The 23,950-nt window shown below is 71.6% G+C and carries 30 protein-coding genes and 1 tRNA gene; 12 read left to right on the forward strand and 19 right to left on the reverse strand.

Features of this window, described 5'->3' with window-relative positions:
* Positions 1 to 79 precede the first annotated feature (79 nt).
* The 8 genes from BM127_RS00080 to BM127_RS00110 are packed head-to-tail and all read right to left on the reverse strand — an operon-like array spanning position 80 to position 5,068.
* Positions 80 to 652, reverse strand: a complete 573-nt coding sequence (locus BM127_RS00080) for a 1-acyl-sn-glycerol-3-phosphate acyltransferase (RefSeq protein ID WP_091192837.1) — start codon at positions 650 to 652, stop codon at positions 80 to 82.
* A complete protein-coding gene (locus BM127_RS00085; protein ID WP_091192839.1) occupies positions 639 to 2,015 on the reverse strand; it encodes a flavin-containing monooxygenase in 1,377 nt (458 codons plus the stop codon). Before BM127_RS00085 ends, BM127_RS00080 begins: the two co-directional genes overlap by 14 nt.
* Positions 2,016 to 2,025: 10 nt before the next feature.
* A complete protein-coding gene (locus BM127_RS00090) occupies positions 2,026 to 2,325 on the reverse strand; it encodes a GroES family chaperonin (RefSeq protein ID WP_091192840.1) in 300 nt (99 codons plus the stop codon).
* Between the two features lie 14 nt (positions 2,326 to 2,339).
* Entirely contained in the window at positions 2,340 to 2,588 is a 249-nt protein-coding gene (locus BM127_RS00095) for a DUF3618 domain-containing protein (protein ID WP_091192841.1), read from the reverse strand.
* Complete coding sequence (locus BM127_RS00100; RefSeq protein WP_091192843.1) at positions 2,585 to 3,340, reverse strand: energy-coupling factor ABC transporter ATP-binding protein; 756 nt, start codon at positions 3,338 to 3,340, stop codon at positions 2,585 to 2,587. The genes BM127_RS00095 and BM127_RS00100 overlap by 4 nt, the downstream gene beginning before the upstream one ends.
* Positions 3,337 to 4,017: a cobalt ECF transporter T component CbiQ gene (gene cbiQ / locus BM127_RS00105; protein ID WP_091192845.1), complete on the reverse strand. Its 681-nt coding sequence runs from the start codon at positions 4,015 to 4,017 to the stop codon at positions 3,337 to 3,339. The genes BM127_RS00100 and cbiQ overlap by 4 nt, the downstream gene beginning before the upstream one ends.
* The gene (locus BM127_RS22045) at positions 4,017 to 4,376 is read right to left on the reverse strand and encodes a PDGLE domain-containing protein (RefSeq protein WP_175507288.1); all 360 of its coding nucleotides are present in this window, start codon (positions 4,374 to 4,376) and stop codon (positions 4,017 to 4,019) included. Before BM127_RS22045 ends, cbiQ begins: the two co-directional genes overlap by 1 nt.
* Positions 4,373 to 5,068, reverse strand: coding sequence for an energy-coupling factor ABC transporter permease (locus BM127_RS00110; protein WP_175507289.1), 696 nt, complete (start codon positions 5,066 to 5,068; stop codon positions 4,373 to 4,375). Before BM127_RS00110 ends, BM127_RS22045 begins: the two co-directional genes overlap by 4 nt.
* A gap of 154 nt (positions 5,069 to 5,222) precedes the next feature.
* On the opposite strand from BM127_RS00110, the gene bcp reads away from it, so the two are divergent.
* From bcp to BM127_RS00125, 3 genes are all read left to right on the forward strand, one after another.
* Complete coding sequence (gene bcp / locus BM127_RS00115; protein ID WP_091192846.1) at positions 5,223 to 5,693, forward strand: thioredoxin-dependent thiol peroxidase; 471 nt, start codon at positions 5,223 to 5,225, stop codon at positions 5,691 to 5,693.
* A gap of 204 nt (positions 5,694 to 5,897) precedes the next feature.
* Positions 5,898 to 5,978 (forward strand) — tRNA-Leu (locus BM127_RS00120).
* A gap of 57 nt (positions 5,979 to 6,035) precedes the next feature.
* Positions 6,036 to 6,908: a bile acid:sodium symporter family protein gene (locus tag BM127_RS00125; RefSeq protein WP_091192848.1), complete on the forward strand. Its 873-nt coding sequence runs from the start codon at positions 6,036 to 6,038 to the stop codon at positions 6,906 to 6,908.
* Here BM127_RS00125 and rdgB read toward each other — a convergent pair.
* Together rdgB and rph are read right to left on the reverse strand one after the other, a co-directional pair.
* Positions 6,900 to 7,544: an RdgB/HAM1 family non-canonical purine NTP pyrophosphatase gene (gene rdgB, locus BM127_RS00130; RefSeq protein WP_091192850.1), complete on the reverse strand. Its 645-nt coding sequence runs from the start codon at positions 7,542 to 7,544 to the stop codon at positions 6,900 to 6,902. The genes BM127_RS00125 and rdgB overlap by 9 nt on opposite strands.
* Positions 7,541 to 8,290, reverse strand: coding sequence for a ribonuclease PH (rph, locus tag BM127_RS00135; RefSeq protein ID WP_091192852.1), 750 nt, complete (start codon positions 8,288 to 8,290; stop codon positions 7,541 to 7,543). Before rph ends, rdgB begins: the two co-directional genes overlap by 4 nt.
* 252 nt (positions 8,291 to 8,542) lie before the next feature.
* On the opposite strand from rph, the gene BM127_RS00140 reads away from it, so the two are divergent.
* A complete protein-coding gene (locus BM127_RS00140) occupies positions 8,543 to 9,706 on the forward strand; it encodes a sensor histidine kinase (RefSeq protein ID WP_231263153.1) in 1,164 nt (387 codons plus the stop codon).
* The gene (locus BM127_RS00145) at positions 9,685 to 10,353 is read left to right on the forward strand and encodes a response regulator (RefSeq protein WP_269800908.1); all 669 of its coding nucleotides are present in this window, start codon (positions 9,685 to 9,687) and stop codon (positions 10,351 to 10,353) included. Before BM127_RS00140 ends, BM127_RS00145 begins: the two co-directional genes overlap by 22 nt.
* Here BM127_RS00145 and BM127_RS00150 read toward each other — a convergent pair.
* Complete coding sequence (locus BM127_RS00150) at positions 10,350 to 11,105, reverse strand: MBL fold metallo-hydrolase (RefSeq protein WP_091192856.1); 756 nt, start codon at positions 11,103 to 11,105, stop codon at positions 10,350 to 10,352. The genes BM127_RS00145 and BM127_RS00150 overlap by 4 nt on opposite strands.
* Complete coding sequence (murI, locus tag BM127_RS00155) at positions 11,102 to 11,905, reverse strand: glutamate racemase (RefSeq protein ID WP_091192859.1); 804 nt, start codon at positions 11,903 to 11,905, stop codon at positions 11,102 to 11,104. The genes BM127_RS00150 and murI overlap by 4 nt, the downstream gene beginning before the upstream one ends.
* Positions 11,906 to 12,017: 112 nt before the next feature.
* Here murI and BM127_RS00160 point away from each other — a divergent pair, with 112 nt between their 5' ends.
* Positions 12,018 to 13,073, forward strand: a complete 1,056-nt coding sequence (locus tag BM127_RS00160) for an alkaline phosphatase family protein (RefSeq protein ID WP_139227520.1) — start codon at positions 12,018 to 12,020, stop codon at positions 13,071 to 13,073.
* A gap of 7 nt (positions 13,074 to 13,080) precedes the next feature.
* Positions 13,081 to 13,923 (forward strand): DUF3152 domain-containing protein, encoded by an 843-nt coding sequence (locus BM127_RS00165; RefSeq protein ID WP_091192866.1) that lies wholly within the window; start codon positions 13,081 to 13,083, stop codon positions 13,921 to 13,923.
* A gap of 18 nt (positions 13,924 to 13,941) precedes the next feature.
* Here BM127_RS00165 and BM127_RS00170 read toward each other — a convergent pair whose 3' ends face one another.
* The 4 genes from BM127_RS00170 to BM127_RS00185 all read right to left on the reverse strand — a co-directional run bounded on the left by BM127_RS00170 (position 13,942) and on the right by BM127_RS00185 (position 17,275).
* The gene (locus BM127_RS00170; protein WP_091192871.1) at positions 13,942 to 15,489 is read right to left on the reverse strand and encodes a CotH kinase family protein; all 1,548 of its coding nucleotides are present in this window, start codon (positions 15,487 to 15,489) and stop codon (positions 13,942 to 13,944) included.
* Positions 15,490 to 15,561: 72 nt separating this feature from the next.
* On the reverse strand, positions 15,562 to 16,527 hold the full coding sequence (locus BM127_RS00175; protein ID WP_091192875.1) for a PLP-dependent cysteine synthase family protein: 966 nt from the start codon (positions 16,525 to 16,527) through the stop codon (positions 15,562 to 15,564).
* Positions 16,524 to 16,796: a MoaD/ThiS family protein gene (locus BM127_RS00180; RefSeq protein WP_091192877.1), complete on the reverse strand. Its 273-nt coding sequence runs from the start codon at positions 16,794 to 16,796 to the stop codon at positions 16,524 to 16,526. Before BM127_RS00180 ends, BM127_RS00175 begins: the two co-directional genes overlap by 4 nt.
* Positions 16,797 to 16,819: 23 nt before the next feature.
* On the reverse strand, positions 16,820 to 17,275 hold the full coding sequence (locus tag BM127_RS00185) for a M67 family metallopeptidase (RefSeq protein WP_091192880.1): 456 nt from the start codon (positions 17,273 to 17,275) through the stop codon (positions 16,820 to 16,822).
* 89 nt (positions 17,276 to 17,364) lie between these two features.
* Between BM127_RS00185 and BM127_RS00190 the strand changes: the two genes are divergently transcribed.
* Positions 17,365 to 18,618 (forward strand): MFS transporter, encoded by a 1,254-nt coding sequence (locus tag BM127_RS00190; RefSeq protein WP_091192882.1) that lies wholly within the window; start codon positions 17,365 to 17,367, stop codon positions 18,616 to 18,618.
* Between the two features lie 22 nt (positions 18,619 to 18,640).
* Here BM127_RS00190 and BM127_RS00195 read toward each other — a convergent pair whose 3' ends face one another.
* From BM127_RS00195 to clpS, 3 genes are read right to left on the reverse strand one after another with little or no spacing between them, the layout of a single operon-like run.
* Positions 18,641 to 19,858, reverse strand: a complete 1,218-nt coding sequence (locus BM127_RS00195; protein ID WP_091192885.1) for a DUF429 domain-containing protein — start codon at positions 19,856 to 19,858, stop codon at positions 18,641 to 18,643.
* Positions 19,859 to 19,865: 7 nt separating this feature from the next.
* Positions 19,866 to 20,456 (reverse strand): DUF2017 domain-containing protein, encoded by a 591-nt coding sequence (locus BM127_RS00200; RefSeq protein WP_091192888.1) that lies wholly within the window; start codon positions 20,454 to 20,456, stop codon positions 19,866 to 19,868.
* 1 nt (position 20,457) lies between these two features.
* Positions 20,458 to 20,754, reverse strand: coding sequence for an ATP-dependent Clp protease adapter ClpS (gene clpS, locus BM127_RS00205; RefSeq protein WP_091192890.1), 297 nt, complete (start codon positions 20,752 to 20,754; stop codon positions 20,458 to 20,460).
* A gap of 26 nt (positions 20,755 to 20,780) precedes the next feature.
* On the opposite strand from clpS, the gene BM127_RS00210 reads away from it, so the two are divergent.
* From BM127_RS00210 to BM127_RS00225, 4 genes are all read left to right on the forward strand, one after another.
* On the forward strand, positions 20,781 to 22,079 hold the full coding sequence (locus tag BM127_RS00210; RefSeq protein WP_091195225.1) for a nicotinate phosphoribosyltransferase: 1,299 nt from the start codon (positions 20,781 to 20,783) through the stop codon (positions 22,077 to 22,079).
* A gap of 225 nt (positions 22,080 to 22,304) precedes the next feature.
* The gene (locus BM127_RS00215; protein ID WP_091192893.1) at positions 22,305 to 22,889 is read left to right on the forward strand and encodes a hypothetical protein; all 585 of its coding nucleotides are present in this window, start codon (positions 22,305 to 22,307) and stop codon (positions 22,887 to 22,889) included.
* Between the two features lie 52 nt (positions 22,890 to 22,941).
* A complete protein-coding gene (locus tag BM127_RS00220; RefSeq protein WP_139227524.1) occupies positions 22,942 to 23,220 on the forward strand; it encodes a hypothetical protein in 279 nt (92 codons plus the stop codon).
* A 147-nt stretch (positions 23,221 to 23,367) separates the two neighbouring features.
* Positions 23,368 to 23,943 carry an isochorismatase family protein gene (locus BM127_RS00225; protein ID WP_091192896.1) on the forward strand — a complete coding sequence of 192 codons (576 nt, stop codon included), beginning with the start codon at positions 23,368 to 23,370 and terminating at the stop codon, positions 23,941 to 23,943.
* Positions 23,944 to 23,950: the final 7 nt, after the last annotated feature.

Raw genomic sequence — 23,950 nt, forward strand, 5'->3', positions numbered from 1 at the left:
GCTCCCTTCGGTTGAGCCCTCAACGTAGCCACCACCTCGACCGGCGGGAAATCGGCCACACCCTTTCGGAGGGCGGGGCTCACCCCTCGGTGCGGCCCTCTTCGCGCAGCACCGGAGGCGTGAAGTTCTCCGGCCTGATGCCGGTCTTGTCGGCGTAGAACGCTCGGACGACGTCCATGTCGGCGACGACGTCCCCCGTGGGATGGAACGTCGGGCCCCAGCCGACCGTGCGCGACGGGGCGTCGATGAAGGCCAGGGTGATCGAGAGCCCCGTCTGCTGGGCGATCCGGTAGAACCCGGACTTCCAGTGCGTCCCGCGGGACCGGGTGCCCTCGGCGGCGAGGCCGATCAGCCACGGGTCGTCGCTCTCCGACTCGGCCAGCAGCTCCTTGATCGTGCGGCCGGGGTTCTTGCGGTCCAGCTCGACCGCTCCGGTGCGGCGCAGCAGCCAGCCCAGCGGGCCGACGAAGAGCTCCTCCTTGACCAGCAGCCGGATCGTGATGCCGTAGGACCAGGCCAGCAGCATGGTCAGCACCCAGTCCCAGTTGGACGTGTGCGGCGCACCGACGAGGACCCCGCGCTCGGGCACCTCACCGACCACCTTCCAGCGGACGGCACGCAGGACCAGGCGGGCGAATCTACGACGAAGCACGGGCTCGTCCCTTCTTGCGCTCGCGCTCGAGGTCCCACAGGTAGTGGTCGAAGTCGACCTCCATGGTGTGCCGGGGCGAGGCGTAGAACTGCTGGGTGTCGCGCTCGTGCTCGGCCGCCATCTGGCGCCGGACCACGGAGTCGGACGGGGGGACATAGGTGCCGGTGAGGATCTCGGCGATCCACGTCGCCTGCGCCTCGGCCAGCGGCATCACGGCGCCGAGGGGTTGCAGGAGGCCGAGGAAGAACAGGCCCGGCAGCCCGGGGTGCACGGCCCGCTTCCACAACGGCAGGTCGTTGTCGCGGGCCGCGAGGAGCTCGGGAGACAGGAAGGGGAAGCTCACGTGGTAGCCGGTGGCCCACACGACGAGGTCGGCCGGCGCCCTCGTGCCGTCGACGAAGACGATCCCGTCGCCGTCGAGGCGCTCGATGCCTGGCCGCGCGCTCACCGCGCCTGCGGCGAGCCGCTCGCGGATCTTCTCCGACTGCACCGGGTGCGACTGGCCGGGCTTGTGGCTCGGTGTCGGCAGGCCGTACTCGGCCATGCTCCCGCCGGCGGTGACGGCGCCGATCCGCAGGCGCAGCGCAGTGACCCACCACGGCACCCAGCCGGGCGGCAGCAGCCCCTGGTCGCTGGGCTTGCCCAGGAAGAACTTGCCGAGCACCCACTCGGTCCGACGCACCGACCAGGTCGTCGTACGCGCGTGGAAGGACGCCTCGACCGCGATGTCCATGGCGGAGTTGCCCGCCCCGACCACGACCACGTCGCGGCCCTCGAGCTGCGCGCGGGAGCGGTAGTCGTGGGCGTGGATCTGCTCACCGGCGAAGTCGCCGGGATAGGCCGGCTCGGGCCAGCGCGGGTCCCAGTGGTGGCCGTTGGCGACCAGCACGGCGTCGTACGTCCGGGTCTCGGTGCCGTCCGGCCCGGAGATCCGGACGTCCCAGCGGCCGTCGGCGGTGCGGGAGACGTCCTCGACGGTCGTGTCGAACGTGATCGTGTGCCGGAAGCCGAAGTGGTCGACGTAGTGCTGGAAGTAGGCGTGGACCTGGTCGTGCCGGGCGTAGGCCGGGTAGTCCTCGGGCATCGGGAAGTCGGAGTAGGCCATGCGGGGGCACGAGGTGTTGATCTCGAGGGTGTCGTAGCAGGCGGACTGCCCGTTGGAGTTGTCGAGGACCCACGTGCCGCCGATGTCACTCCCCATCTCGAAGCAGTCGAAGCCGATGCCGGCGAGGTAGAGCTGCTTGGCCGCGGCGATGCCCGACGAGCCGGCCCCGATGACGCAGGCGCGGGGCAGCGAGTCGTCGACCGGCACGGGCTCGGTGACGGCCGGGGCGCGGTGGGACTGCTTGACGAGGTAGGCCATCAGAGGCCCCTCACAGGTACAGCCCGGTGGACCCGGCCTCGAGGCGTTCGGCCGCGACGGCGTGGACGTCGCGCTCGCGCATGACGACGTAGACCTCGCCCTGGAGCTCGACCTCGGCCTTGTCCTCGGGATCGAAGAGCACCCGGTCGCCGATCTCGACGGCCCGCGCGTGCGGACCGACGGCGATCACCCGCGACCACGCCAGCCGGCGTGCGCCCATGGCCGCGGTCGCGGGGATCACGATGCCGCCGCTGGAGCGACGCTCACCCGCCTCCTGGTCCACCTCGACGAGGACGCGGTCGTGCAGCATCTTGATCGGGGCGCTCAGCGGGCGACCCTTCGGGCGAGGGCGAAGAAGGCGATGACCCCGACGACGGCGCCCGCGACCTTGAGGATGTTGTCGGTGCGCGGGGCACCGGACTCGAGGTCGACGAAGTGCGACTTCACCGTCGTCACCTGGCGTCCGACGATGGTCTTGGGGTGGGCGCGGTGCGCGAGCTGGTCGATGGTCGATGCGAGGCGCTGGCGCGTCTCCTCGATCTCGCGCTCGAGCGCGCTCATGTCCTGGGTCACGCGGGCAGGCTATCAATGCGGCGGGGGTCGAAGCCCCAGGGCAGCTCCAGCCGGTGGGCCGCCATCAGCGCCTCGTCGGTGAGCACGTCGAAGGTGGGCCGGTCGGCCACCACGACGCCCTCGCTGAGGACGATGCTGCGGGGGCACAGCTCGAGCGCGTAGGGCAGGTCGTGGGTGACCATCAGGACCGTCACGTCGAGGCTGCGCAGGATGTCCGCCAGCTCGCGACGCGACGCCGGGTCGAGGTTGGAGGACGGCTCGTCGAGGACCAGGATCTCCGGCTCCATCGCCAGGACCGTGGCGACCGCGACGCGGCGCCGCTGGCCGTACGACAGGTGGTGGGGCGGACGGTCGACGAAGTCGGCCATGCCCACCCTGTCCAGCGAGTCCATCACCCGGCGGTCGAGCTCGGGGCCCTTGAGCCCGAGGTTGGCCGGGCCGAAGGCGACGTCCTGGCGGACGGTGCCGAGGAACAGCTGGTCGTCGGGGTCCTGGAAGACGATGCCGACGCGGCGCCGGATCTCCTTGAGGTGCTCCTTGACGACGGGCAGGCCGCTCACCGAGACGGCCCCGCGGCCGCCGGTGAGGATGCCGTTGAGGTGCAGCACGAGGGTGGTCTTGCCAGCCCCGTTGGGCCCGAGCAGGGCGACCCGCTCCCCCTCGTGGACGTGGAGGTCGACGCCGAAGAGGGCCTGGTGGCCGTCGGGGTAGGCGAAGGCCAGGCCGCGGACGTCCAGGACGGGGGTGCTCACGCGTTCTCCACGGACGGCAACCTACCGTCGTAGCCACGGCTCAGCATGGCCAGGTGCACGCGCTCGCCGCGCTCGTAGGACCGGATGAACAACGCCCCCAGCGAGCGCGCGAGCACCGGCCAGTGGCGCGGTGACCGCGGGTCGCAGCCACGGGACTTCAGCGCCGTCATCATCCGGGTCAGCTCGGCCGTGACGACATCGAGGTAGCGGATCATGAAGCCCATGATCTGCACGATCAGGTCCGGCATCCGCAGCCGTTGCAGGCCGCGGAGCAGGTCCTGCGGCTCGGTCGTCGCGGCCAGGGTCAGCGACGCCAGCACGCCGATCGTCCCCTTGATCAGCAGGGCGATGGCGGCGTACAGCCCGGGCTCGGAGACGGTGACGCCGAGGACCTCGATGCGCGGCCCGTGGGAGATGAAGGGCACCAGGACGGCAAACAGCGCGAACGGCAGCTCGATCACCATCCGCGGCGCCAGGTAGCCCACCGGGACGCCGGACAGCGCGATCACCGCGAGCAGGACGATCGCCTCGACGGCGTACGCCGCATACCAGTCCCGAGGCGTGGCGACGACGACCAGCATGAAGCCGACCAGCGCGAGCAGCTTGAGGTGGGCCGGCGCGCGGTGGACCGCGCTGTGCCCGTGGAAGAAGAGCCGGTGGCCGTGCCCGGCGCCCATCAGGCCCTGCTGTCGGCGTGCGCCTGCTCGTCGGAGGCCGCGGGCTCCTCGGTGGCGGCGCCCCTGCGGCGCAGCGACCAGAACAGGGCGGTGCTGAGGCCGAGCATCACCACGACACCGACGACACCGGCCAGACCGCCGCTGAGCCGGTCGTCGTCGACGCCCTCGGTCGCGTAGCCCGCGAACGGGCTGTCGGAGGTCTGGTGCGGGGTCTCGGCGTCGATGAAGCCGGTCTTCTGGGCGACGTAGTTGAGCCCGTCGGGGTGGGCGCTGGCGTAGTAGCTCGCCACGCCCGCCACGAGGAGCGAGACCAGGAGGAAGGAGACGAAGAACGCGCGGTTGCTGGGACGAGTGCTCACGGGGCCACCACCTGGGGGACGCGGATCTCGAGGTCACGTGCGGCGACGAACGGACGAGCACCGTGGACGAGGTCGGGTCGGGTCGCCACCACGCTGCCGACGACGAGGCCGGTGACCGCAGCCTCCCCGAGGCCGATCAGCGTGTGCCAGCCGAGCATCGCGATGAGGACGGCCTGCAGGTCGACCGGCGCCGTGCCGCCGACCGCGAAGAGCCCGGTGAAGACGAGCGCGGCGATCGGGACACTGACGAACGCCGCGAAGGCAGCACTCGGCGCGACCATCGAGATCCGCGACGGGAGCACACGACGCAGGACCACGAAGACACCCCAGCCGACACCGACCGTGATCAGGCCCATCAGCGTGATGTTGGTGCCGAGGGCGGTGATCCCCCCGTCGGCCATCAGCAGGCCCTGCACCAGCAGCACGACCGCCATGCAGAGGATCGCGGTCCATGGACCGACGAGCACCGCAGCCAGCGCGCCGCCCATCAGGTGGCCGCTGGTGCCGGCGCCGACCGGGAAGTTGATCATCTGGGCGGCGAAGACGAAGGTCGCGACCAGGCCCGCCATCGGGGCCGTGCGGTCATCGAGCTCACGGCGGGCACCGCGGAGCGCGAGCGCGACGCCGCCCACCGCCACGACGCCCGTCGCCAGCGACGTCGGTGCATCGAGGAAGCCGTCGGGTACGTGCATGTCTGCTCCAGATCTCAGATGACTGCTTGGATGTCTGGTGGCCGACCCGGATCCCCCGAACCGGGCCGGCACACCACGACCTTATTGCGATGAGTTCGCAACAGCCAATCATTCGGATTGGTACGACTTCTCACTTCGACCGAACAGGACCGAGATGACCGACCGCCTCGCCACCGGCGACACCGCCCCCGACTTCACCCTCACCAGCGACACCGAGGACCAGGTGACGCTCTCCGACCTGCGCGGCAAGAAGGTGATCCTCTACTTCTACCCGGCCGCGATGACCCCTGGCTGCACCAAGCAGGCGTGCGACTTCTCCGAGTCTCTCGACTCGCTGCGCGGCGCCGGCTACGAGGTGCTCGGCGTCTCCAAGGACAAGCCGGCCAAGCTCGCGAAGTTCCGTGAGCGCGACGCGCTGACGCTCACCCTGCTGTCGGACGAGGACCTCGCGGTGCACCGGGCGTACGGCGCCTTCGGCAGGAAGTTGCTCTACGGCAAGGAGGTCGAGGGGGTCATCCGCTCGACCTTCGTGATCGACGAGGCCGGCAATGTCGAGCTCGCGCAGTACAACGTCAAGGCCACCGGGCACGTGGCGAAGCTGCGGCGAGACCTGGGCATCGACTGAGCATCGGCCTCCCTCCCCAACCCGCCAACTCGTGAGTTGGCCAGCCAACCGGTGAGTTGGCGGGTTGGGGCGGCCGAGCACCACCTCCGAGGCCCCCACGTCGCCAACTGGTGAGTTGGCGGAGCAGTACGCGCGGCGGCGGGCACCGGGGACGAGGGGCCACGCCAGGCAGCGAGCAGCCCGAGAACTAGTCTGGTCCGGCCAGCCGAAGTGGTGGAACGGTAGACACGCGGCGCTTAGGACGCCGTGCCCCAGGGCGTGCGGGTTCGACTCCCGCCTTCGGCACCCATGCTTCGTGCGCGTTCGACCCCGTGTGACCCCCGTCACCACTAGGGTCCGCGCATGGACTCAGCGCTGACCACCGTCGGACTGCCCGTCGCCCTCGCGATCATCATGTTCGGCCTCGGACTCGACCTGACGATCAACGACTTCAGGCGCGTGGGTCGCGCACCGAAGGCGGTGGGCATCGCGCTCGCCTGCCAGATCGTGCTCCTGCCGGCGATCTGCTTCGGGCTGGTCGTGCTGTTCGACCTGCCTGCCCTGCTGGGCATCGGGATGATGCTGCTCGCGGCGTCGCCGGGCGGCACCACGGCCAACCTCTTCAGCCACCTGTTCCACGGCGACGTGGCGCTCAACATCACGCTAACCGCGATCAACACCGTCATCGCCGTAGTGACGCTGCCACTGATCACGGGCCTGGCGATCGCCTACTACGACCGCCAGGACGACGTCACGATGCCGTTGGTCGAGATCGTCAAGGTGTTCGCGCTGATCCTGCTGCCCGTCGGGATCGGGATGCTGGTCAACAACCGGGCACCTGACTTCGCGCGCCGCATGGACAAGCCCGTACGCATCGGCTCGGCGGTCATCCTCGCGATCCTGGTCATCGGCATCCTGCTGGACCAGATCGAGAGCGTCGGCGACTACCTCGCCGACGTCGGCCTCATCGCCGCGCTCTTCTGCGCGATCAGCCTGCTCGTCGGCTACTTCGTGCCGAAGGCCTTCGGCGTCACCGGCCCGCAGGCGATCGCCTCGTCGATGGAGGTCGGGGTGCACAACGCCACCCTCGCGATCTTCGTCGCGGTGGAGGTGCTGGACGAGGTCGAGATCTCCGTGCCGGCAGCGGTCTACTCGCTGATCATGTTCCTGTTCGCCGCGCTCTGGGGCACCTGGGTCTCGCGCCGGGTCACGGACCGGGAGACCGCGTCAGCCTGAGGCCCGTCCGGTGACCAGGTCGGCGGCGACGTGGGGCGCCAGCTCGCGCAGCGCGCGCCCGCGGTGCGAGATGCGGTCCTTCTCGCCGGGCTCGAGCTCGGCGGAGGTGAGGCCCGCGTCGGCGTGCTCCACGGCCACGAAGACCACGTCGTAGCCGAAGCCGCCGCTCCCCCGCTCCTCGCGGATGATCCGGCCGTCCATCCGGCCCTCGACCACCCGCTCGCGCCCGTCGGGGAGCACCCACGCCACGGCACAGGCGAAGTGTGCACCGCGGCGCTCGTCCGGCACGTCGTGGAGCTGGGCCAGCAGCAGCGCGTTGTTGCGGCTGTCGGCCCCCCTCTTGTCGTGGAGCGGTGGTCCCGACCACCGCGCCGACAGCACGCCCGGCATGCCGTTGAGCGCGTCGACGCAGAGGCCGCTGTCGTCGGCGATCGAGGGCAGGCCCGTAGCCGCAACCCCGGCCCGCGCCTTCAGCAGCGCGTTGCCCTCGAAGGTCGGCTGGTCCTCGACCGGCTCGACGTAGCCGTCGATGTCGCTGATGCCGAGGACCTCGACGTCCGGCACGTGCTCGGCGAGGATCCGCTGCATCTCGAGGATCTTCTTGGCGTTGGCCGAGGCCAGGAAGATCCGGGTCACCGGGCGAGCGCCTCGTGCTGGAGCAGCGTCAGGTCCGCGCAGCCCTTGCCGGCCAGGTCGAGCAGCGCGTCAAGCTCGGCGCGGTCGAAGGCCGCACCCTCCGCGGTGCCCTGCACCTCGACGAACGCGCCGTCGCCGGTCATCACGACGTTCATGTCGGTCTCGGCGCGCACGTCCTCGACGTAGGGCAGGTCGAGGCGCGGCACGCCGTCGATGATCCCGACGCTGACGGCAGCGACCGACCCGGTGAGCGGCTCGCCGGTGAGCGCGCCGGTCGCCCGCAGGTGCGCGACTGCGTCGGCCAGGGCGACGTACGCCCCGGTGATCGCGGCGGTGCGGGTGCCGCCGTCGGCCTGGAGCACGTCGCAGTCGAGCACGATCGTGTTCTCGCCGAGGGCCTCGTAGTCGATGACGGCACGCAGCGAGCGGCCGATCAGGCGGGAGATCTCGTGGGTGCGGCCTCCGATCCGGCCCTTGACCGACTCGCGGTCCGAGCGGGTGTTGGTCGCGGCGGGGAGCATCGCGTACTCGGCGGTGACCCATCCCAGGCCCGATCCCTTGCGCCAGCGCGGCACGCCCTGCGACGCGGACGCGGCGCACAGCACCTTGGTGCCGCCGAACTCCACCAGCACGGAGCCGGCGGCGTGGTCGAGCCAGTGGCGGGTGAGGGTGATGGGGCGGAGCTCGTCGTCGGCGCGGCCGTCTTCTCGGGCTTCTCGGGACGTGGCGCGGGGTGCGGAAGTCATGGCACGACCCTAGAGGCAGCAGACGACAGCCCGGAGACGACCCAGCCGGGTCCGGTCACCCCCGTGAGAGACCGGACCCGGCTGCAAGGTCCCTACCCCGTGGGGACGCTTGATGCGCGACGCCCCACGCCGCGCGGCTCCCTCCACGCAGTGGCATCTCCACCTTCGCGCCCCGGCGTCGGCCCGCGCATCCGTCCGGAGGAGGGGTCGACTGCGACCAAAGTAGGAAATGCGCTGGTTACCCTGATGCGCGTGGAGCCCCGTCCGACCGTCGCCGAGACCCAGCCCGAGCTGACCTGGGTCTCCCACGCATGGCGCTACGCGCTGTGCCTGGTCATCTCGGCGGCGGTGTGGCAGTCGATCGCCGGCATCGAGTGGCGCGAGCACCGGATGCTCTTCGTCGCCGAGGTGTCCTTGGGTGCGGCCGCCTACGTCCTGGTCTTCTTCCGTCGTCGCGCGCCGGTGCGCATCGCCCTGGCGATCGCGGTCATGAGCGCCCTGTCGGGCATCGCGGCCGGCCCCGCCACCCTGGCGGCCGTCTCGGTGGCCACCCGTCGCGTCAGCTGGCAGGTCCTGATGGTCGGCGTGGCCAACTTCGCCGCCGCGCAGACCTACACGAGCATCGCGCCGTACGTGGACAACGACCTGGTCATCACGACCGCGGTCAACGTCGCGGTCAACGCCGGGATGATGGGCTGGGGCCTCTACCTCGGCTCCCGCCGCGAGATCATCTGGAACCTGCGCACCCGCGCCGAGCGCGCCGAGCGCGAGCAGGAGCTGCGGGTCGCGCAGGCGCGATCGACCGAGCGGGCCCGGATCGCGCGCGAGATGCACGACGTGCTGGCCCACCGGATCACCCAGGTCTCCATGCAGGCCGGCGCCCTGGCGTTCCGCGACGACCTCGACCGCGACCGCCTGCGCGAGGGACTCGGCCAGATCCAGGGCCAGGCCAACGACGCCCTCCACGAGCTGCGTGACGTGCTCGGCGTCCTGCGCGCGGACGACCCCGGCCCGGCCACGGCGCGCCCGCAACCGACGTACGACGACATCGCCGCGCTCGTCGAGGAGGCTCGCACGCTCGGCCTCGACATCGACTGGACCGACGACGTGGACGAGGCGACGCCAGTGCCGCCGGCGACCGGCCGCACCGTCTACCGGATCGTCCAGGAAGGCATCACCAACGTGCGCAAGCACGCGCCCGGAGCGGTCGTCGCGATCCGGTCCACCGGTGACCCGCACTCGGGGATCCGCGTCGTGCTGGCCAACCCGCTGGGCGCCGCACGGGCTGGCGCCCCCGGTGCCGGACTGGGCCTGATCGGGCTGCGCGAGCGCACGGAGCTGCGCGGTGGCCGCCTCGACCAGCGCACCGAGGACTCGACCTTCGTGCTGGATGCGTGGCTGCCGTGGACGGCGTGATCCGGGTCCTGGTCGTCGACGACGACCCTCTCGTCCGGTCGGCGCTGTCGCTGATGCTCGGCGGCCAGGGCGACATCGAGGTGGTCGGGGAGGCGGACAACGGCGCGTCCGGACTGTCGCTCGTGACCGAGCTCGACCCGCACGTGGTGCTGATGGACATCCGGATGCCGGTGATGGACGGCCTCGAGGCCACGCACGCGCTCCACCAGCGCCCCACTCCCCCCGCCGTGGTCGTCCTGACGACCTTCGACGCGGACGACCACGTCCTGCGGGCCATCGCCGCCGGCGCCGACGGCTTCCTGCTCAAGGACACCCCGCCCGGCGACATCGTCCAGGCGATCCGCACGGTCGCCGCGGGCGACGCGATGCTGTCGCCGTCCGCCACCCGCAGCCTCGTCTCGCGGCTGCGCAGCGCGACGCCGACCGACCGCTCGACCACGGCCGCGGAGCGGTTGACCGCGCTCACCGAGCGCGAGCTCGAGGTCGCGGTGTGCGTGGGGCGCGGGCTCAGCAACTCCGAGATCGCCTCGGAGCTCTACCTCTCGATCCCGACGGTGAAGTCGCACGTGTCGCGGCTGCTGACCAAGCTCCACTGCACCAACCGGGTGCAGGTCGCCATGGTCGTCCACGACGCCGGGCTCGTCTAGACGTCGTACGTCGCTCCCGCGCGGGCCAGGTCGAGCGGACCTGCCCACTCGGCGCGCGCCTCGGCCTCGGCCCGCGCGGCGTCGTGCCACGGCGGGATGTGGGTGAGCACCAGCCGCTCGACTCCCGCCTTCGACGCCGTACGTCCGCAGTCGGCGCCGGTCAGGTGCAGGTCGGGAGGGTTGTCGTCGCCGGTCTGGAAGGACGCCTCGGCCAGCAGCAGGTGGGCGTCGCTCGCGACCTCGTCGAGGGCCGGGCACGGCCCGGTGTCGCCCGAGTAGACGACCGTGCGACCGCCCGCGGTGACCTTGAGGGCGTAGGCCGTGACGGGGTGGACGACCTCGTGCGCCTCGATGACGAACGGGCCGAGCTCGACCGGGCCGTCGTAGTGCTGGAAGGCGAACTCCTCCGTCATGCCGGGGTCCTCGGGCAGGTCGTAGGCCCGGGCCATCCGCTCGGCCGTGCCCGCGGGACCCCAGACCGGGATCCGCGGCTGGGGGCCGGTGGGGTGGTACTTGCGCATCACGTAGTAGCCGCAGAGGTCGAGGCAGTGGTCGGCGTGCAGGTGGCTGACGAGGACCGCGTCGATCGACAGCGGGTCGGCGTAGCGGTGCAGCTGGCCGAGCGCCCCGTTGCCGAGGTCGAGCAGGATCCGCCAGGTCCGGCCCTCGTGCTCGGCCTCGAGGAGGTAGCAGCTCGCCGCGGACTCGGGGCCGGGGTAGGAGCCCGAGCAGCCGACGATGGTGAGCCTCATCGGCGACCTCCGGCGAACTGGGTGGCGCTCAGCAGCTCGGTGCCGAGGAAGCGACGACCGATGGTCGCGAAGTCCTCCGGGCTGCCGGTCGTCGAGAACGAGTAGTCGGGTTCGCCGCCCGCGCGCATCAGGCCGGTGCTCGCAAGCATCTTGTAGACGTCCTTGGCGCACTCCTCCGCCGAGCTCACCAGGGTCACCTCGTCGCCCATGACGTAGGAGATGACACCCGTCAGCAGGGGGTAGTGGGTGCAACCGAGGATGAGGGTGTCGACGCCCGCAGCGGCCAGCGGGTCGAGGTAGGCGTGCGCGGCGGCGAGCAGCTCGTCACCACCGGTGACCCCCTGCTCCACGTAGTCCACGAAGCTCGGGCAGGCCTGGATGTGCAGGTCGAGGTGGGGCGCCGCCGCGAACGCGTCGTCGTAGGCCATCGAGCTCGCCGTGGCACGCGTGCAGATGACCCCGACCCTCCGGTTGCGGGTGGCGGCCGCGGCGCGACGGGCAGCGGGGAGGATCACCTCGACGACCGGTACGTCGTAGCGCTCGCGGGCGTCGCGCAGCATGGCCGCGCTGGCCGAGTTGCACGCGATGACCAGCGCCTTCACGCCCTGCTCGTAGAGGTGGTCGAGGCACTCGAGGGCGTATTCGCGCACCTCGCCGATCGGCTTCTGGCCGTAGGGCTGACGGGCCGTGTCGCCGAGGTAGACGACCGACTCGTGCGGCAGCTGGTCGATCACCGAGCGGGCGACCGTCAGACCACCGAACCCGGAGTCGAAGATGCCGATCGGGGCGTCGGGGGTCATCCGCGGCGTGGGGGTCGGCACAGGGCTCAGGCTAGGCGGTCGGGTGGTCGCGGGTCACGCCATCGAGAGCGTCGGCCCCATCACACCGCCCGTGCCGGGTTACTGTCGTCCGGTGCGCCGCCGCCCCTCCCTCGCCGTCCTCCTCGCCGCCCTGCTCGCCGGCTCGAGCCTCGTCATGGGCTGCGCCCAGGCCCAGGAGCCCGCCGGCACCCCGTCCACGCCCCAGCGGGTCTCGGCCGACGACGCGGTGACCTCCGTGCTCGCGATCTCGATCGACGGGCTCAACCCGACGGCCCTCGAGCGGCTGGGGGTCAGCGGCACGCCGAACCTGCACGAGCTGGCTGCCGACGGTGCCTCCACCCTCAACGCGCGCACCGAGCGCGAGCTCACCATCACCCTCCCCAACCACACCGGCATGGTCACCGGGCGACGCATCGAGCGCAGCCTCGGCGGCCACGGCGTGACCTGGAACGACGACCGGCGCAGGCCGACGACCGTGCAGCAGGCCGCCGGGCACGGGGTCGAGTCGCTCTTCTCCGTCGTCAACGCCTCCGGCGGGTCCGCCGCCGTCTTCGCCAGCAAGACCAAGTTCTCGCTGTGGAAGCGCTCGTGGCCCGACGGCATCGACCGCATGGTGATCAAGCTGGACAACCCCTCGCTGGTCGACGCGATCGACCGCGACCTCCTGAGCACCGACCGCGAGCTGCGGTTCCTCCACCTCTCGCTCCCCGACAACGTCGGGCACGATCGGGGATTCATGTCGCGCGCCTACCTGCAGGCGGTCCGCCAGGCCGACACCCTGGTCGGCTCGGTCCTGGACACCGTCGCGTCCGCCCCGGCCCTCGCCGCCGGCACGGCGGTCATCCTGACCAGCGACCACGGCGGCCTCGGCGCCGACCACAGCGACGCGAGGTCGCTGGCCAACTACCGCGTCCCCTTCATGGTCCGCGGCCCGGGCATCACGCCCGGCTCCGACCTCTACGACCTGAACCCCGACTACGCGGACCCAGGCGCCCGACGGACGTCGTACGCCGCTCCGCGCCAGCCGGTCCGCAACGGCGACCTCGCCAACCTCGCCCTCGACCTGCTCGACCTGCCGGCAGTGCCCGGCAGCGAGCACAACGCGGGCCTGGACCTCGACGTGACGCTGGACCCAGCGGCTGGCTGACGCGCCCGTGATCCGCCTCACCGCTGGACTCGCCACCGCGCTGGCCCTGCTCCTGGCGAGCCTCCCTCCCGCCGGGGCCGCGAAGGTCGACACGACGCTGCCCGAGCTCGTCGCCACGGAGCCGCCGGCCGTGGACGGCACCGCGCGCCAGGGGCGGACCCTGAAGGCCTTCCCCGGTCGCTGGACGCCCGAGCGGGAGGAGACCCGCTACCGCTGGCTCCGCGACGGCGTGCCGATCCGCGGGGCGAAGGAGCGGCGACACCGGCTCACCGCCCTCGACGTCGGAGCGCGGATCAGCCTCCGGGTGCAGGTCCGGGCCGCAGGGCACGCCTGGACCACGGCTGACTCCCCGCGCACCCGGCGCGTCGACCACGCCACCCCCGTCCGCCGCCGGGTGACGTACTCCGTCACGTCGCGGGGTCGGATCGCCACCCGCGTGCGCGCGTTCGCCCGCCTGGCCCAGGAGACGTACGACGACGCGCGCGGCTGGCGAGCCGGTGGGGTCCAGTTCCGCCGGGTGCCGCGCGGCGGCGACTTCACGCTGGTGCTCGCCGAGGCGCGGCTCGTGCCGTCGTTCTCCCCGACGTGCTCGGCCACCTGGTCGTGCCGCGTCGGGCGCTTCGTGATCATCAACCAGGAGCGCTGGAAGCACGCCTCGCCCGCCTGGAACGCCGCGGGACGCAGCCTGCGCGACTACCGCCACCTCGTGGTCAACCACGAGACCGGCCACTGGCTCGGCCGCGGGCACGTCGGCTGCTCGGGGTCCGGCCCGGCGCCGGTGATGATGCAGCAGTCCAAGGGAACGGGTGGGTGCTCCTTCAACCCCTGGCCCCTCCCCTGGGAACGCTGAGGCCCCGGAGCGCCGACGTCAGCGGGGCGGGTCGATCTTGACCCGCACCACGTGGGGCGACCCGAGGACGACGTCGCCCTGTGGCGTCTGCAGCTCGAGCAGGAGGGTCTCGGTGCCCTCGACGAGCGCGTCACCGAGGATCTGCACCGGGATGTAGCGGACCCGGTCGCCCGGCCCGAACTGGACGCGGCCGCTGCCGGGGTAGAAGTCCGTGCCCGTCGTCGCCGTGCCCGTCAGCACCCGGTAGTCGACGGAGAAGGCCGTGGCAGCGGGCACCTGCAGCTGCACCGGCACCCAGACGGTGCGGTCACGCTCGCGCGTGCGCATCTGGTGCGCGCCGAACCTGACCTCGTTGCGACTCAACCACCGGGACCGGGCCGTGAGCCACGAGCGGACGAACTCGACCTCACCGGCGTGGTCGCTCGCGTGGGCGCTCCACGGCAGGTCGCTCCCGTCGGCGTGCCACAGCTGCCAGTCGGCCTGCGCCGAGGCCGCCAGCGTGGTGCCCGCGCCGGGGATCTCGCTCAGCACCTGGTCGACCACGGGCCGCAGGCGTGCCCAGCGGCTCTTCACGCGGGCCGAGAAGGTCGGGTCCTCGAGCATCCGGCTGATCCAGTGCCGTCCGAGCCGCGTGTGCCAGCCCTGCGTGCCGTCCTGGGAGCGGAAGCGCGTGCCCGCGCTCAGGTCGAAGTCCCAGACCGGCCCGAAGCGGAACCGACCGCCCGGCTTCCAGCTCACGTGGACGCTGGACTGAAAGTTGGAGTCCTGGTTGCGGAACAGCTCCTGGACGAGGTACCAGTCGATGGCGCTCTTCACGTCGACGTGCGCCGCATAGCCGGTCCTGCGGTCAGCGAAGCCCGGGCGGTAGAGCACGTCCTCGAGCTCGCGCACCGCGCGCCGGACCGTACGTCGCTGCTTGCGGGTCACCTCGTCGGGGTCCTTGAACGCCACCGGCGTACCGCGCCGCGTGCGGAACCCCGGCTCGTCGTCGCGGAGGTAGCGCTGGTTGATCTCCAGCAGGAACCCGTCGTCGGGGAGGTCGACCCGGCCGTCGCCCTCCTCGACCTGCTCGGTGAGCATGTAGAGGCCGCGGGGCCGGCCGTTGACCACCACGTCCACGAACCGGAACTCCGGTGTCCACCTCAGGGTGGTGCGGGACGCGATCGCGAAGGCGGCTGCGGTGCGGAGCGCGCTGCGATCGGCGTAGCCGGCGAGCAGCACCCACTCGTCGAACGCCTGGTCACCGACGAGGGCCGCGTCCTCCTCGAGCTTGAGCTTGTAGGGCTTCTTGGCCCAGCCCCACGTGGAGTTGCCGCGTCCCTTGATCTCGGTGACGTGGGTGATGCCGTCGAGGGTGACGGTGGCGTCGATGTAGTCGTCCTTGCTGACCACCTCGGCCCCGCCCTCGGTCGTGATGACGAGCTGCGTGGGAGGTGCCGGCGGCCACCCCTGGACCGGGACCGGGTCCTGCGCGGCAGCCGCCGGGGCGGCCGAGGTGGGCGAGGCCTGGGTCAACGGCAGCGCCAGCGCCACCACCAGTCCGATCACGGACGTCGTACGGATCATGGATGCCCCCCGCGGCTCGATGTGTGAGCCGGAACCGTACACGTCCGCGATGAGGAAGGAGTAAGAGACTTCCTAGGCCCAGAGCTGGCCGTCGAGCCGGTCCTCGGCCTCGTCGACGGTGCCCTCGTAGGCGCCGGTGGAGAGGTACTTCCAGCCGCCGTCGCACACGACGAACGCGATGTCGGCCGACTCGCCGGCCTTGACCGCCTTGGCCGCCTGCCCCAGCGCGGCGTGCAGGATCGCGCCGGTGGAGATGCCGGCGAAGATCCCCTCGAGCTCGAGCAGCTCGCGCACGCGGCGTACGGCGTCGCGCGGGCCGACCGAGAAGCGCGAGTCGATCAGCGAGGCGTCGTAGAGCTCGGGCACGAAGCCCTCGTCGAGGTTGCGCAGGCCGTAGACCAGCTCGCCGTAGCGGGGCTCGGCGGCGACGATGCGAACGTCGGGCTTGGCGCCGCGGAAGAACCGCGAGACGCCCATGAGGGTGCCGGTCGTGCCGAGACCGGCGACGAAGTGGGTGATGGTGGGCAGGTCGGCGAGCAGCTCGGGACCCGTGCCCTCCTCGTGCGCGAGGGCGTTGGCCTCGTTGCCGTACTGGTAGAGCATCACCCAGTCGGGGTGCTCCCCCGCGACCTGCTTGGCGACCCGCACGGCCTCGTTGGAACCCCCGGCGGCGGGCGAGGAGATGATCTCGGCACCCCACATCCGCAGCAGCTGGCGCCGCTCCTCGGACGTGTTCTCGGGCATCACGCAGACGATCCGATAGCCCTTGAGCTTGGCCGCCATCGCCAGGGAGATGCCGGTGTTGCCGCTCGTCGGCTCGAGGATCGTGCATCCCGGCCGCAGGGTGCCGTCGGCCTCGGCCTGCTCGATCATCCTCAGCGCCGGGCGGTCCTTGATGGACCCGGTGGGGTTGCGATCCTCCATCTTGGCCCAGAGGCGGACGTGCGTGCCGTCCGGCTGGACGCCCGGTGACATCCGGGGCAGTCCGATCAGCGGCGTGCCGCCGACGGAGGCCAGCAGGCTGTCGTAGCGGGTCATCCGCCAGCGACGGCCGGGAGCACGACGACCTGGTCGCCGTCGGTCAGCGTCGCCTCGAGGCCGCCGATGAACCGGACGTCCTCGTCGTTGATGTAGACGTTGACGAAGCGGCGCAGGTCACCGTTCTCGATGAGGCGCCCCTTGATGCCGGGGTGGTTGACCTCCAGGTCGTCGATCAGCGCGGTGAGCGTCTCTCCGGAGGCGTCGACGGCCTTGGCGCCGTCGGTGTAGGTGCGCAGGATGGTGGGGATCCGGACCTCGATGGCCATCAGGGGGTGCTCACTTTCTGTGACTACACAGTCTGGGTCTGCTGGGGCGGTGTGATCGCGACGTCCTCTTCGGTCACGACACCGTCGATGATTCTGTAGGACCTGAACTCCACGGGGCCGTCACTATTCCCCCCGGCCTCGTCGAAGCAGTGCCGTGTGCTGATGAGCACATAGTGCGCGTTGGGCTCGCTGGCCAGGCCGATGTCGGTGCGACTGGGGTAGGCCTCGGTCGCCGTGTGGGAGTGATAGACGACCACCGGCTCCTCGTCGCGGGCGTCCATGTCCTTGTAGAGGGCCAGCAGCTCGGTGGAGTCGAACTCGTAGAACGTCGGGCTGCCGGCGGCGTTGACCATCGGGACGAAGCGCTCGGCGCGGTCACTCCCCTCGGGGCCTGCGACCACACCGCACGCCTCGTCGGGGTGGTCGCGCTTGGCGTGCGCCACGATGGCGTCGTACGTCTCCTGGGCGATGGTCAGCACGCGGCAAGGGTAGGCAGGAAACCGGTGTGACCCCACCTCGTCTCACCACATAGTCTTGACGTCGAGACATTCACGGGGGAAGGGAATCCATGTCGTTGCGCGAGGTACCCCCGCCCCTCACCCGGCGGGGCATCCCCCTCGAGCGCGACCTGCAGGTGCTGGCACTGGGGTCGTTCGCCAACCGCTTCGGCGCCGGCGCGGTGATGACGACCAGCGCGCTCTACTTCACCCGGCAGGTCGGGTTCTCCGCCGCCGAGGTCGCCCTAGCGATCTCCATCGGGGCGATCGTGGGGATCCTCGTCCAGGTCCCTGCCGGCCAGCTCGGTGACACCCACGGACCGCGCCGGGTGCTGACCATCGCCATGACCGGAGCCGCCCTCACCAGTGCGCTGCCGGTCCTGGCGCGCACGCCGTGGCAGCTGGCGTTGCTGCTCGCCCTCCTCGCCTTCTTCGAGCGCTCGGCGGGGTCGGTGCAGCAGGGCGTCATCGCCCAGCTCGCGACGGGCGGGCGCGGCGTGCTCTTCAAGGCCTACCTGCGCGCGGTCACCAACACCGCGATCGGGCTGGGGTCGGTGTTCGGCGGCGCCGCGCTGGTGATCGACGAGTCGTGGGCCTACGTCTCGGTCTTCGTTCTCAACGCGGTCTTCACCGGCTTCGCCGCCTGGAACTCCACCCGGCTGCCCGACCTGCCGCCCTACGTCCGCGTCGAGGGCGAGCCGCGCCTCGCCGTGCTGCGCGACTGGCCCTACGTCGTGGTGGTGGCGATCACCGGCCTGTTCTCGATGCACTTCTTCGTCATGGAGCTCGGCCTGGCGCTCTACATCTCCGAGCGGACCGCCGCCCCGCCGGTGATGGTGGCGATCCTGCTGGTGGTCAACACCGCCTGCGTGGCGCTCTTCCAGGTGCGGCTGTCCCGACGGGCCGACTCCGTCGAGGCCGGTGCGCGGGCCCTGGTGCGGGGAGCGGTCTGGATCGCCGCCGGCTTCGCCATCGTGGCACTCGCCGACCGCGGCGACGCGACCTTCGCCATCGTGGTGCTGGTGGTCGGCTCGCTGGTCCACGTCGTGGGCGAGATGATCGGCTCGGGCGGCCAGTGGGGCCTGCAGATGGGGCTCGCGCCCCACGAGAAGCAGGGCCAGTACCAGGGCTTCGCAGGTCTCGGCTTCAGCGTCGTCGCCGTCATCGGCCCGCCGATCGTCACCCTGCTGTGCGTGGAGATGGGCGAGACGGGGTGGCTGGTCCTGGCGGGCCTGATGCTGTCCGTCGCGCTCGTCTCGGTCCCGGTCTCGCGCTGGGCGCTGGCCTCACGCGAACGCTACGGCGTGCTCACCCACTCCGGCTGACCGCTGCCGGAGGTCCACGACCTCAGACCCAGATCGCGGCCGGGATCCCGTCGGAGAACACCTCGGGCTGCGCCGGGAAGGACTCAGCGACGCCCAGCGAGTGGCGTACGGCGCTCCACGCGGCCGCACACGCGTCGAGCAGGTCGTCCTCCCCGAACCCCGCGCCGCGGAACCAGGCGGGCGCGGTGATGCCGTGCGCGGCGAGCGCCTCGCGGCGCGCGGCGACTCCCTCGGGGTCCTTCTTGCGCGCCAGCACGGGCGCGCCGGCCATCCGCGTGAAGCTCAGCTCGGGGTGCACCTCGACGACGCGCACGCCGGGCTGTGCCCCGGACCTGACCCACGCGTCGACCTGCAGGACCTTCTCGCGCAGGGCGTAGGCCTGGGCGCTGACGCTCGTCGTGCCGTCGGTGGCGGCGAGGTTGGCCGCCCTGCCCTCGGCGTAGGTGTCGGCCTCGAGCGCTGCCCGGGTGGGGGTGGAGAAGATCGAGGACGACTTGCCGACGAGCACGCGCCGGGCCTCGGCGTCGGCGGCACGGCCGCTGGTGTCGGGGAGCCCGATGGGGATGTCGATCGCCACCACGGCGACGCGGCTCGTCTCGTCCACCAGGTCGACCAGCTCGGTGATGGTGCGCGCGACGAAGACCTGGGCCCGCAGGTCGCGGTCGAGCAGGACCCCGACCCAGCCGGTCGGGCAGGCGTCGACGCCGAGGACAGGAGCGGGCGGGACCAGGGGTTCGAGCCGTGGCTCCGCGGCATCGGCCTGTCCGGCGGGAGGGACGAAGCGCGCCGCGAGGTCCCCGCTCAGGGCCGCACCGATGCGGGCCAGCATCACCTCGCTCATCTCGGGAAGGGCGGAGAGGGGCCACCAGCGCACGTCGCTGGACTCGTCGTCCGCGACGTGGGCCTCGCCCTCCAGCCAGGTGCAGGCGAAGGTCAGGTCGAGGTAGGAGGCACGGTCGCCGTTGACGTGCACGATCGGGCCGTGTGCAGCCGCCGACACCAGTCGGTCGACCCGGACCCGGACGCCGGTCTCCTCCATCGCCTCGCGTGCGGCCGCGACCGCGGGCTCCTCCCCCGGCTCGGGGATGCCGGTCACCGGGGTCCAGCGTCCATTGTCGGCGCGCCTGACGAGGAGCACCTCCTCGCCGCGCGTGATGACCGCGGTGACGCCCGGCAGCCAGAGCGGGTCGTGGCCGATCTTCTTCCGGATCGCCACGACGAAGTCGGGGATCGGGGTCACCGCGCGCTCACGACGTGAGCGCCTCGATGACCGTCTCCTGCAGGAAGCCCACCCACTCGTAGATGTCGTGGGCCTGGGCGCGCGGGTCGTCGTCGGGCAGCGAGTGCCAGTAGTCCTCGTCGTCGGCCTCGACACCCAGCCGGGTCGCGAGGGCCAGTCGGATGTCGGTGAAGGCCCGCATCCACGTCTCGGCCTCGGAGCGACTCAGCTCGACGTCGATCACCAGCCCCTCCTCGTCGAGCTCGGGCGGCAGCCCGGCCTCCTCGAGGGTGTCGATGATCAGCCCCGATGCAGCCGCCTTGCCGTCGCGCAGGCCACCCTCGGTGAAGCGGCGGAAGTCGGCGGCGGACTCGTCGTCGTCGACGTACGCCGTCGGGAAGAGCCGCGCCAGCACCGGGTCCTCGGGGATCGTCGTGGCCCCGGAGAACTCCGCCGTCAGCGCCTCGAACGGGTCCGCCGTCGGCGGCGCCGGCTCGGCCCGCTCGTTGCGCAGCAGCTCGACGATCTGGGAGGCCAGCGACCGCAGGAGGTCGGCCTCGAAGCCCGAGAACGTGGCGATGATCCGGTCGGACTTGCGGTGGTGCTCGAAGCCGCTCACGTCAGGTGGCCTTCTCCATCGTCGCCCAGAGCCCGTACTCGTGCATCGCCTGCACGTCGCGCTCCATCTCCTCGCGCGTGCCGGTCGAGACGACCGATCGGCCCTCCTTGTGCACCTCGAGCATGAGCTTCTCGGACTTCGCCTTGTCGTAGCCGAAGTACTTCTGGAAGACGTAGGCGACATAGGACATGAGGTTGACCGGGTCGTCCCACACCAGCGTCACCCACGGCTTGGCCAGGAAGGTGATCTCATCGGGAGTGAGGGTCGGCTCGACCTCTACGGGACTGGCGGCTGACACGGTCCCATCGTGGCACAGTGTCGGTCGTGACGAGCTCACCCCGTGCGGCAACCGCGCTCCTGACCGACCACTACGAACTCACCATGGTCCAGGCCGCGCGGCAGGCCGGCACCGCCGAGCGGCGCGCGGTCTTCGAGCTGTTCCCGCGACGCCTGCCGGAGGGCAGGCGCTACGGCGTGGTCGCCGGCGTCGGCCGGGCGCTGGACGCGATCGAGGCGTTCGGCTTCGACGCAGCGGCCCTCACCTCGCTGGAGGGGGTCGTCGACGCGGACACCCTCGAGTGGCTCGCGTCCTACCGCTTCTCCGGGGACATCTGGGGCTACGCCGAGGGTGAGGCCTACTTCCCCCACTCCCCCCTCCTCGTGGTCGAGGGGACCTTCGCCGAGGCCGTCCTCCTCGAGACGGTGCTGCTCTCCATCTACAACCACGACTCGGCGATCGCGTCCGCCGCGTCGCGGATGACGCTCGCCGCCGGCGAGCGCCCCTGCATCGAGATGGGCTCGCGCCGCACCCACGAGCTGGCGGCCGTCGCCGCCGCACGGGCGGCGTACGTCGCGGGGTTCGACGCGACGAGCAACCTGGCGGCGCGGGCGACCTACGGCGTGCCGTCCGCGGGCACCGCGGCCCACTCCTTCACGCTGCTCCACGACGACGAGGCCGACGCCTTCCGCGCCCAGGTCGCGACCCTGGGCGTCGGCACGACCCTGCTGGTCGACACCTACGACGTCACCGAGGCGGTGCGGCTCGCGGTCGAGGTCGCCGGCACCGGCCTGGGCGCCGTACGCCTCGACTCCGGCGACCTCGGCGAGATCGCCCGCGACGTGCGCGAGCAGCTGGACGGCCTCGGCGCCACGTCCACGCGGATCGTGGTCACTAGTGACCTCGACGAGCACGCCATCGCCGCTCTCGCCGCGGCCCCGGTCGACGCCTACGGCGTCGGCACCCAGCTCGTCACCGGGTCGGGGCACCCGACGTGCGGCTTCGTCTACAAGCTCGTCGCCCGCGAGGGGGCCGACGGCGCGATGGTGTCGGTGGCGAAGAAGTCCCTGGACAAGGTGTCGGTCGGCGGCCGCAAGTACGCCCTGCGCCGCCGCTCCCCCGCCGGCACGGCGCGGGCCGAGGTCATCGGCATCGGGGAGGCACCGGCGTCCGACGGTGACGACCGCTCGCTCCTGGTGCCGCTCGTCCGCGGCGGCGAGGTCGTCGGCCGGACGACGCTCGACGAGGCCCGCACCCGTCACCGGGCCTCGATCGCCGAGCTGCCGCGCGCGGTCACGATGATGTCGGCCGGGGAGCCGGTGATCCCGACGGTGTTCGAGCGGTAGGTCTGGGTCGGGTTGCGGTGGGGGTGTGGGTGCGGCTCCCCAAGTTGCCAACTCACCAGTTGGCCCGCCAACTCGCGAGTTGGCGGGTTGGGAGTCCGATCCGGCACGTGGACCCCACCCAAGTCGCCAACCCACTAGTACGAAAACCGCGGCCGCCAGGGCTCTGTCCACAGATCGTCACCACGGGGATGTGGGGGCGTCCGTACGCCGTCAGGCTCAGGTCGCATGGATGCCTTCAGCAGCGGCCGCAGCGCTCGCGCCCCCGACGGCGCCACCCGGGTGACGCGCGGCGCCTACCGGCTGTCCGACTCCCCGGACGTACGGATCTCCGCGCTGCACGCCTGGCAGATGGTGCTGCCGCCCGAGGCGGCCTTCACCCACCTCACCGGCGCGGGTGTCCACGACATCTGGCTGCCCCCGACCGACGGCCTGCCCGTGTGGATCTCACTTCCCTACGGCATCCCTCGCCCCGACCGTCCCGGACTCCGTGTCGTACGACGCCACATCAGCCCGGCCCCCGTCATCGTCAACGGGCTGCGGTGTGACACCGCCCCGCAGTCTCTGCTCATCAGCGCCCGTGACCTCCACGAGCTCGACCTCACCTGCCTGATCGAGGGCGCCCGCCACCGCGGCCTGCTCCCGGACGAGGAGGAGGACCGTCTCCTGAGCGAGGCCTACCCGGGCTCGCCCCGCCTGTCGTTCGTTCGACTGGGCCACTGGGGGCGCGGAGAGCATCTGGGAGGTGCTGCTTCGCGTGCTCCACCGGTCCTGCGGGGTGGCCGTCGAGGCTCAGCACGAGATCTTCGATGACCACGGGAACTTCGTCGCACGCGCTGATCTTCGGGTGGTGGGGACGCCGCGGTTGCCCGAGTTCGACGGCGCGGTCCACCGGGACGCGAAGCAGCACCGCAAGGACCTGAAGCGCGAGCGGCGGCTCGCCTCTGCGGGTTGGGACCGCCGCGGATACACGTCGTACGACGTCCTTCACCAAGCCGTCTCGATCCTGCGCGACGCCGACGAGGCGCTGGGGCGCCCCCACGACCCGGCTCGGATCCGTGGCTGGCACGCCATCGTGAAGAAGTCGTTGTTCTCCCCCGCCGGACAGAACCTGCTCCGCGACAGGATCCGAGCCTCGTTGTGACTCCTGAGTTGGCGAGTGGGGTGGCACCGGGGCCCCCATCTCGACCCCCAAGTCGCCAACTCACCAGTTGGCCCGCCAGCTCGCGAGTTGGCAAGAACGACCCCCGCCCACGCCCCAACCCGCCCCCGGACTCGCTAGCCTCAGCAGATGACACGCGCGCTGATCGTGGTCGACGTCCAGAACGACTTCTGCGAGGGCGGCTCGTTGCCGGTGGCCGGGGGTGCGCGGGTCGCCGCCGACATCGGCGACCTCCTGCACCGCTGGTCGGCGCACGAGGAGGGCCGGCCGGCGTACGACGTCGTGGTCGCAACCAAGGACCACCACATCGACCCGGGTTCGCACTGGTCGCTCAAGCCGGACTACGCGCAGACGTGGCCGCCGCACTGCAAGGTCGGCACCGAGGGAGCGGGCTTCCACCCCAACCTCGATCCGCAGCCCTTCGACCAGGTGTTCTACAAGGGCGAGCACGAGGCGGCCTACTCCGGCTTCGAGGGCCGTACGGCGTCGGGCGCGGCACTGGCCGACTGGCTGCGCGAGCACCAGGTGTCGGAGGTGGACGTGTGCGGGATCGCGACGGACCACTGCGTGCGCGCCACGGCGCTCGACAGCGCCGGCCTGGGGTTCGACACGCGGGTGCTCACCGCGCTGTGCGCCGGGGTCGACGAGGACACCACCGCAGCGGCCATCACCGAGATGTCCGGCGCCGGCGTCGAGATCGCCTGAGCACGCC

This window comes from Nocardioides alpinus (genome assembly GCF_900112035.1).
GTDB lineage: Bacteria > Actinomycetota > Actinomycetes > Propionibacteriales > Nocardioidaceae > Nocardioides > Nocardioides alpinus.

Excerpts from the sequence above, each read along its gene's own strand:
- BM127_RS00085 (WP_091192839.1), bottom strand. The coding sequence starts at position 2,015 with ATGGCCTACCTCGTCAAGCAGTCCCACCGCGCCCCGGCCGTCACCGAG.
- BM127_RS00090 (WP_091192840.1), bottom strand. The coding sequence starts at position 2,325 with ATGCTGCACGACCGCGTCCTCGTCGAGGTGGACCAGGAGGCGGGTGAG.
- cbiQ (WP_091192845.1), bottom strand. The coding sequence starts at position 4,017 with ATGGGCGCCGGGCACGGCCACCGGCTCTTCTTCCACGGGCACAGCGCG.
- BM127_RS00110 (WP_175507289.1), bottom strand. The coding sequence starts at position 5,068 with ATGCACGTACCCGACGGCTTCCTCGATGCACCGACGTCGCTGGCGACG.
- bcp (WP_091192846.1), top strand. The coding sequence starts at position 5,223 with ATGACCGACCGCCTCGCCACCGGCGACACCGCCCCCGACTTCACCCTC.
- BM127_RS00125 (WP_091192848.1), top strand. The coding sequence starts at position 6,036 with ATGGACTCAGCGCTGACCACCGTCGGACTGCCCGTCGCCCTCGCGATC.
- rph (WP_091192852.1), bottom strand. The coding sequence starts at position 8,290 with ATGACTTCCGCACCCCGCGCCACGTCCCGAGAAGCCCGAGAAGACGGC.
- BM127_RS00150 (WP_091192856.1), bottom strand. The coding sequence starts at position 11,105 with ATGAGGCTCACCATCGTCGGCTGCTCGGGCTCCTACCCCGGCCCCGAG.
- murI (WP_091192859.1), bottom strand. The coding sequence starts at position 11,905 with ATGACCCCCGACGCCCCGATCGGCATCTTCGACTCCGGGTTCGGTGGT.
- BM127_RS00170 (WP_091192871.1), bottom strand. The coding sequence starts at position 15,489 with ATGATCCGTACGACGTCCGTGATCGGACTGGTGGTGGCGCTGGCGCTG.
- BM127_RS00175 (WP_091192875.1), bottom strand. The coding sequence starts at position 16,527 with ATGACCCGCTACGACAGCCTGCTGGCCTCCGTCGGCGGCACGCCGCTG.
- BM127_RS00180 (WP_091192877.1), bottom strand. The coding sequence starts at position 16,796 with ATGGCCATCGAGGTCCGGATCCCCACCATCCTGCGCACCTACACCGAC.
- BM127_RS00190 (WP_091192882.1), top strand. The coding sequence starts at position 17,365 with ATGTCGTTGCGCGAGGTACCCCCGCCCCTCACCCGGCGGGGCATCCCC.
- BM127_RS00215 (WP_091192893.1), top strand. The coding sequence starts at position 22,305 with ATGGATGCCTTCAGCAGCGGCCGCAGCGCTCGCGCCCCCGACGGCGCC.
- BM127_RS00225 (WP_091192896.1), top strand. The coding sequence starts at position 23,368 with ATGACACGCGCGCTGATCGTGGTCGACGTCCAGAACGACTTCTGCGAG.